The 6,966-nt window shown below is 72.1% G+C and carries 6 protein-coding genes; 5 read left to right on the forward strand and 1 reads right to left on the reverse strand.

Annotated features, from left to right (window positions below; translation table 11 throughout):
* Positions 1-131: 131 nt before the first annotated feature.
* Positions 132-1,496, reverse strand: a complete 1,365-nt coding sequence (locus tag AB0L65_RS62650; RefSeq protein ID WP_364267485.1) for an extracellular solute-binding protein — start codon at positions 1,494-1,496, stop codon at positions 132-134.
* Between the two features lie 357 nt (positions 1,497-1,853).
* On the opposite strand from AB0L65_RS62650, the gene AB0L65_RS62655 reads away from it, so the two are divergent.
* Genes AB0L65_RS62655 through AB0L65_RS62675 form a run of 5 tightly spaced genes read left to right on the forward strand, consistent with a single transcriptional unit; the run spans position 1,854 to position 6,660 of the window.
* Positions 1,854-4,259, forward strand: a complete 2,406-nt coding sequence (locus AB0L65_RS62655) for a glycoside hydrolase family 3 N-terminal domain-containing protein (protein ID WP_364267488.1) — start codon at positions 1,854-1,856, stop codon at positions 4,257-4,259.
* A complete protein-coding gene (locus tag AB0L65_RS62660; protein WP_364267491.1) occupies positions 4,243-5,274 on the forward strand; it encodes a substrate-binding domain-containing protein in 1,032 nt (343 codons plus the stop codon). The genes AB0L65_RS62655 and AB0L65_RS62660 overlap by 17 nt, the downstream gene beginning before the upstream one ends.
* A 57-nt stretch (positions 5,275-5,331) precedes the next feature.
* Positions 5,332-5,886, forward strand: a complete 555-nt coding sequence (locus AB0L65_RS62665) for a type II toxin-antitoxin system prevent-host-death family antitoxin (RefSeq protein WP_364267494.1) — start codon at positions 5,332-5,334, stop codon at positions 5,884-5,886.
* A gap of 37 nt (positions 5,887-5,923) precedes the next feature.
* On the forward strand, positions 5,924-6,109 hold the full coding sequence (locus AB0L65_RS62670) for a hypothetical protein (RefSeq protein WP_364267497.1): 186 nt from the start codon (positions 5,924-5,926) through the stop codon (positions 6,107-6,109).
* Between the two features lie 47 nt (positions 6,110-6,156).
* On the forward strand, positions 6,157-6,660 hold the full coding sequence (locus tag AB0L65_RS62675) for a 2'-5' RNA ligase family protein (RefSeq protein ID WP_364267500.1): 504 nt from the start codon (positions 6,157-6,159) through the stop codon (positions 6,658-6,660).
* Positions 6,661-6,966 lie beyond the last annotated feature (306 nt).

Here is a 6,966-nt window from a genome sequence, read left to right on the forward strand (position 1 = left end):
CAGGCCGGGCTCACCGGCCGCCTCGTCGAGCTGCTCGCCGAGCCGTTACGCACGACCTGCCTGTCCATGTACCTCGCCCCGCACACCGCGGTGGTAGGGCGCGTTTCCCCTGGCGGAGATCGGGGGGACCGTCACTTGCCTATGACCTCGTTGAGGTTCGTGGCGAACTGCTGCGGCGAGACCGACATCTGGAACAGCTTGGCGATGTTGTCCAGCAGGACCTCGGCCGCGGTCGGGCTGAGCGCCTGGTCCCAGGACTGCTGGAAGGACTTGGCCTTGCTGGCGGTCTCGTAGACGAACCGCTGCCACGTCCCGTCGAGGTCGGTGCCGAACTGCGCGTCGGTGCCCTTGACGATCGGCACGAAGCCGTTGCTGGCCCAGTCCTTGTTCTGCGCGTCGGAGTTCATCTCGGTGGCCAAGAACTTCTTGACGATCTCCTTCTCCGCCTCCGACGCCTTGGAGGAGATCGACATGTACTGGGCCGGGTTGCCCACGGTGTCGCTGGGGTCGCCCTTGCCGCCGTCCACCGGCGGGAAGTTCATGTAGCCGAGGTTGCCGCCCTTGACGAAGTCGCCGCCGGTGTCGCGCATGTTGCCGTACGTCCAGCCGCCGTGCAGCATCATCGCGGCCTTGCCCGTGTACAGCAGCGCCTGGTCGGCGTTGGAGTCGGCGGTGATCGAGGAGAAGCCCTTGATGAAGCCGTTCGCCTTGATGAGGTCCTGCATCTTGGTCAGGGCGTCGATGGCGGCCGGGTTGCTCCAGGCGTCCTTCTCGCCGTCGAAGACGGCCTGGAAGACCTCGGGGCCGGCGATGCGGTCGAAGAGGAACTCCAGCCACATCATGTTCGTCCAGCGCGACTGGCCGCCGAGGGAGAACGGCGCGACGCCCGCGGCGTTGAACTTCTTGACCAGGTCCATGATGTCGCCCCAGCTCTGCGGGGGCTGAGCGCCGACCTTCTCGAAGACCTTCTTGTTGTAGAAGAGGACGATCGGCGTCACGGCCTCGACCGGCACCGCGTAGATCTTGCCGTCGACCGTGGCCGCGTTGAAGGAGGAGGGGAACAGCTTGTCCTTCAGGGCCGCGTTCTGGTCGAACCAGGAGGTGAGGTCGTCGACCTGGCCGGCCTGCACGTAGCTCTTCAGTCCGCCGCCGCCCCAGCCCCAGATGATGGTGGGGGCCTCGCCCGCGCCGATCGCCGTCTTGATCTTGGTCTTGAAGGCGTCGTTCTGGAACATCGTGGTCGCGAGCTGGCCGGTCGGGTTGGCCTTGTTGAAGCGCTCGACGGCGCGGGTGCGGATGCCTTCCTGTGGCTGTCCGGTGAGATACCAGTAGGTGGCCTTGCCGGCACCGCTGCCGCCACTTGTGGTGCTGCCACCCCCGCCACCGGCGCCGGCCTGGGTCGGCCCGGAGCCTCCGCAGGCGGTCAGGGCGGCTCCGAGGGGAAGGCCCATGGAGAGGCTGAGGAAGGTGCGACGGGAAGTTGACCTGTTCTCCACGCTGATCTCCGTACTTGAACGCCGGGGGGTTGGCCGCGCGGCTCGTTGATCGTCGGATGGTGGTGGCGGGCGGCCGGGGACGCGGCGCCTGCCGATGCCGCTCGTCACGTCTCCTTTGAGTGAGCTCGTCGAAACATTTGCGACATACCGCGTGGTCCGTCAATTTAGGTTTCGACCATGGGCCTGTCAAGACCGTCGTATCCGAGAATCTGCCCGTTCGAGCAGGGCGTGTGTAAAGTACTCAGGCGCGGCGTTCATCTGGTCGTCTGTAAATCGGGGACGCTTGCTCGTAGGCCACTCGACGACATCGAAACATTTCGAAATACTCACGGCGGGAATCGGCTTTAAGGAGAGCAGATGACGGCTCTGGATCGGACCCCCGCGATGGACGGCGTGCTCCGCCCGTGGCAGGACCCGGCGCTTCCCGTGGCCGACCGAGTCGAGGCCCTCCTCGCGGAGCTGACCCTCGAGGAGAAGGTCGGCCAGCTCGGCAGCCGGTGGATCGGCAACGACATGCAGCACGAGCCGGCGCAGGACGCCGAGACGCTGAACGTCGCGCCGATGCAGGACGTGTTCACGGCCTCCGGCACGGTCCCCCTCGACGAGGCCGTCAGGCACGGGCTCGGCCACCTGACCCGGGTGCACGGCAGCGCTCCCGTGACCGCGCGGGAGGGCGCCGCCGAGGTGGTCAGGCTGCAGCGGGCCGTCGTCGAGCGCTCCCGGCTCGGGATCCCGGCCATCGTCCACGAGGAGTGCCTGACCGGGTTCACCACGTACGGGGCGACCGTCTACCCGGCGGCCATCGCGTGGGGGGCGACGTTCGACCCCGGGCTGGTGGAGCGGATGGCGGCCGCGATCGGCCGGGACATGCGGGCCGTGGGCGTGCACCAGGGCCTGTCCCCGGTGCTGGACGTGGTGCGCGACTACCGGTGGGGCCGGGTCGAGGAGACGATGGGCGAGGACCCGTACCTCGTCTCCATGCTCGGCGCCGCGTATGTGCGCGGGCTGGAGAACGCGGGCGTCATCGCCACCCTCAAGCACTTCGCCGGATACTCCGCCTCCCGGGCGGCCCGCAACCACGGGCCCGTGCCGATGGGGCGGCGCGAGCTGATGGACATGATCCTGCCGACGTTCGAGACCGCCATCGCGCTGGGCGGCGCCCGGTCGGTGATGAACTCCTACTCCGACGTGGACGGCGTGCCGGCCGGAGCGGACCCCTGGCTGCTGACCGAGGTGCTGCGCGAGGAGTGGGGCTTCACCGGGACGGTCGTGTCGGACTACTGGGCGATCCCGTTCCTGGCGAGCATGCACCGCGTCGCCGCCGACACCGGCGAGGCGGGCGTCCAGGCCCTCACCGCGGGCATCGACGTCGAGCTGCCCGACACGCTCGGCTTCGGCCCGCACCTGGTCGAGCGGGTACGCGCCGGCGAGCTCCCCGAGTCGCTGATCGACCGGGCGGTGCGCCGCCTGCTCACCCAGAAGGTGCAGCTCGGGCTGCTCGACCCGGACTGGACGCCGGAGAAGTCCGTGTCCGGGGCGGATGACGTGGATCTCGACTCGCCGGGCAACCGGGCGCTGGCGCGCGAGCTGGCCGAGCGGTCGATCGTCCTGCTCGATGCCGGCGACGTGCTGCCGCTGCCTGCCGGGCCGCGCCGGATCGCGGTCGTCGGGCCGTGCGCCGACGATCCGCGGACGTTCATGGGCTGCTACGCCTTCCCCAACCACGTGCTGCCCCGCCACCCCGCGCTCGGGCTCGGCATCGAGGCGCCCAGCCTGCTCGACGGGCTGCGGGCCGAGCTGCCGGAGGCCGAGCTCGTCCACGAGCGGGGCTGCGAGGTGCAGGGCGACGACCGCTCCGGGTTCGCCGCCGCGCTCGAAGCGGCGCGCGGGGCGGACCTGTGCGTGGTGGCCGTGGGCGACCTCGCCGGGCTGTTCGGCCTCGGGACCTCGGGGGAGGGTTGCGACGCCGACGACCTGCGCCTGCCCGGGTCGCAGGAGGACCTGGTGGCCGAGCTGGCCGCGACGGGCACGCCGGTCGTCGCCGTCGTCGTCTCCGGCCGCCCGTACGCGCTGGGCCGGGTGCGCGCGGGCGCGGCGGCGCTCGTCCAGGCGTTCATGCCCGGCGAGGAGGGCGGCGCGGCCGTCGCCGGCGTGCTGTCCGGCCGGGTCCAGCCGTCGGGCAGACTGCCGGTGCAGATCCCGCGCGGGCACGGCGGGCAGCCGGGCACGTACCTGCAGCCGCCGCTGGGCGCCAACAGCCAGGGCATCAGCAACCTCGACCCGACCCCGCTCTTCCCGTTCGGGTACGGCACCTCCTACACCACCTTCGAGGTCGGCGACCTGCGGATCAGCGACGCCGAGGTGCCCACGGACGGCGAGTTCGGCGTGGCGGTCAGCGTGCGCAACACCGGGGACCGGGCCGGCGAGGAGGTCGTCCAGCTCTACCTGCACGACGTCGTCGCCCAGGTCACCCGGCCGGTCCGGCAGCTGGCCGGGTTCGCCCGGGTCCGGCTGGAGCCAGGGGCGAGCGCCCGCGTGACCTTCCGGGTGCACGCCGACCGGACGGCCTTCACCGGCCGCGATCTGAGGCGCATCGTGGAGCCCGGGGACATCGAGGTGCTCGTCGGCACGTCGGCGGCCGACCTGCCGTGCCGGAGCGCGGTACGGCTGACCGGCCCGGCCCGGGTCGTCGGCCACGACCGGCGCCTGGACACCCCCGTGTCGGTCGAGCGGGAAAGGGGAGTCGATGCCGTCCAGTTCTAGACGCGCCACGCTGGCCACGGTCGCGGCCTCGGCGGGCGTGTCGGTGGCGACCGTGTCCAAGGTGCTCAACGGCCGCAGTGACGTGGCGCCGACCACCCGCTCCCTGGTGCAGTCGCTGCTGCGGGAGCACGACTACATCGCCCCGTCGCCGCGCCGGGCCCCGGGTACGGACGGGCCGGTCGCCACGGACACCGTCGAGGTGCAGTTCGACGACGACTTCAGCACCTACTCCACGGAGATCATCCAGGGTGTGGTGGCGGCCGGGGCGGAGCTCGGCGTCGGGATCGTCGTCAGCGTCAGGAAGAAGATCGACCACCCCGCCGCGTGGGCCGGCGACCTGGCCGCCGCCGGGCGCCGGGCGCTGATCTGCGTCACGTGCGACCAGCTGAGCACCCGGCAGCTGGCCGCGCTGTCCCGCGTCCGGCTGCCGCTGGTCGTGATCGACCCGCTCCACCTGCCGCACGCCGGCGTGACCAGCGTCGGCTCCACCAACTTCGCCGGCGGGCTGGCCGCCACCCAGCACCTGCTGTCCCTCGGCCACCGGCGCATCGCCTACCTCGGCGGCCCGGCCACCGCCGCCTGCAACCAGGCCCGCCTGCACGGCTACCGCGCCGCCATGGAGGCCGAAGGGGTGCCGGTGCCGCCCGCGTACACGCGCTCCGGGCACTTCCGCTACGAGGACGGACTCGAGTACGGCGGGGCCGTGCTCGACCTGCCGGAGCCGCCGACGGCGATCTTCGCCGGCTGCGACGAGAGCGCGCTGGGCGTCATGGAGGCCGCCAGGGAGCGGGGCCTGCGCGTCCCGCAGGATCTGAGCATCGTGGGGTTCGACGACACCCAGATGGCCCGGATGGCCTCCCCGCCGCTGACCACCGTGCGCCAGCCGCTGCGCGAGATGGGCGGGGTGGCGGTGCGTACGGCCCTGCGGCTGGCGGCCGGCGAGAAGATCGACTCCCACCACGTCGAGCTGGCCACCGAGCTGGTCGTCCGCGCCTCCACGGCGAAGCGCGTCTGACCTGGATTCTGTCAGGCGCCTTGCACATATTCCGTAAGGCGCCTTACGATTCTTCGGGTGATCAACGACTCCGTCGCCCAGCCGCCCTCCTACGCCGAACTCCACGCCCGCTACGGCACCCCGCTCGGCGTCGAGGAGGCCCGCGCCGGCTGGGGGACCATCGTCAAGGCCGCCAGGAGTGGTGAGACCATCCTGGTCACCCGCGAGCGCTGGGAGTGGGCCGCGCTCGTCCCGCTGTCCCAGGTGTCCGGGATCCTGAGCGGGCTCCCGCTCGTGCCGCTCTCGACGGCCCGGGCCAAGCTCGGCGACCTCGTCCGGCAGGTCACCCAGCCGTACGACGAGAGCCCTGTGCTGCTGGGCCGCCACCGCACCCCCGTGGCCGCCCTGATCTCGGCCCGCGACCTGATCAACCGGGCCGCGCCGCCGTCCAGGACGGACGCCGAGGCCATGCTGCTCGACGGGCACGCCGTCACCCTCACCTGCGACCCGGACGCCCCGGCCGGTCCGGTCTTCTCCGCCGTGGCCGTCGACCGCGAGGGCGGGGTCGTCGCGGCGGGCTCCGGCGCCGACCTCCGCGAGGCCCTGCGCGCCCTCACCCCGACGCGCGACTGACCGGCCCCGCGCCAGGGCCGTTGTTACGATCCTTCCCATGCACAGCGCGGAAGCCGCCATCGACGGAGAGGACGTGCGCCGGGTCGTGGCCCTGGCCGTCGAGGCCCTGAGGGACGCGGATGCCGATGCGTGGGAGGCCAGGGCGGGGACGCTCGAGTGGACCTGCCGGGAGACGCTCGAGCATCTGGCCGACGACCTGTACGGCACGCGGGGCGCGAGTTGAGCGCGGGTGGGGCGGCTCCGTACCCGGTCGGCGCCACGGTCCTCGTGGTGCCCGTGCCCGAAGCCGAGCCGGTCGTCGGCGGCCAGCGCGCGTTGTTCGACCCGTCGGCCAGGTACGGCGTGACCGCGCACGTCACCGTGCTCTATCCGTTCCTGCCACGGCCGGAGATCGGGGACGGGACGCTGGCGGAGCTGGCGGGACTGTTCGCCGCCCACCGGCCCTTCGAGGCGGCCTTCACCGGTTGCGGCCGCTTTCCCGGCCTGCTCTACCTGGGGCCGGAGCCCGCCGGGCCGTTCGCCGCTCTCACGCGGTGTGTGACGGACAGGTGGCCGGCGCTGCGCCCGTACGGCGGCCGGTACGGCGAGGCCGTCCCCCACCTGTCCGTCGGCTACGGCGACGACGAGGTCCTGAACGGCGTCGAGTCCGCCGTCGCGCCGGGACTGCCGTTCACCACCCGCGTCACCGCCGTGGACCTGGCGAGCTTCGACGGGCTCCGCTGGACGCCCATCACGCGCTTCCCGCTACGCCAAAGCCGGATATTTCAGGAATGAGAACGGCCTCCGCCGACGACCGGATCCAGCTGGTCATCACGGCCTACGACGCGGGCCTGGTGTCACCGTCCCGCTGACCGGCGCGGGCCTGGTGTCACCGTCCCGCTGACCGGCGCGGGCCTGGTGTCATCGCCCGGCTGACCGGCGCGGCCCGCCCGGACACGCGGACGCCGCCGGTTCGCCCGACCGGCGCGCATCGGTGCCGTCCGTGCCCCGCCCAGGTCCTGCGCGGCTACTGGGACTGGTCCGAGATCGTCACCCTCGACGAGCGCGACCGCTATCCGATCGTCGCCCCGTTCAGCCACG

Origin of the sequence: Nonomuraea sp. NPDC052116 (assembly GCF_040680035.1) — a bacterium.
Classification (GTDB): Bacteria; Actinomycetota; Actinomycetes; order Streptosporangiales; family Streptosporangiaceae; genus Nonomuraea; species Nonomuraea angiospora_A.

Excerpts from the sequence above, each read along its gene's own strand:
- AB0L65_RS62655 (WP_364267488.1), top strand. The coding sequence starts at position 1,854 with ATGACGGCTCTGGATCGGACCCCCGCGATGGACGGCGTGCTCCGCCCG.
- AB0L65_RS62660 (WP_364267491.1), top strand. The coding sequence starts at position 4,243 with ATGCCGTCCAGTTCTAGACGCGCCACGCTGGCCACGGTCGCGGCCTCG.
- AB0L65_RS62670 (WP_364267497.1), top strand. The coding sequence starts at position 5,924 with ATGCACAGCGCGGAAGCCGCCATCGACGGAGAGGACGTGCGCCGGGTC.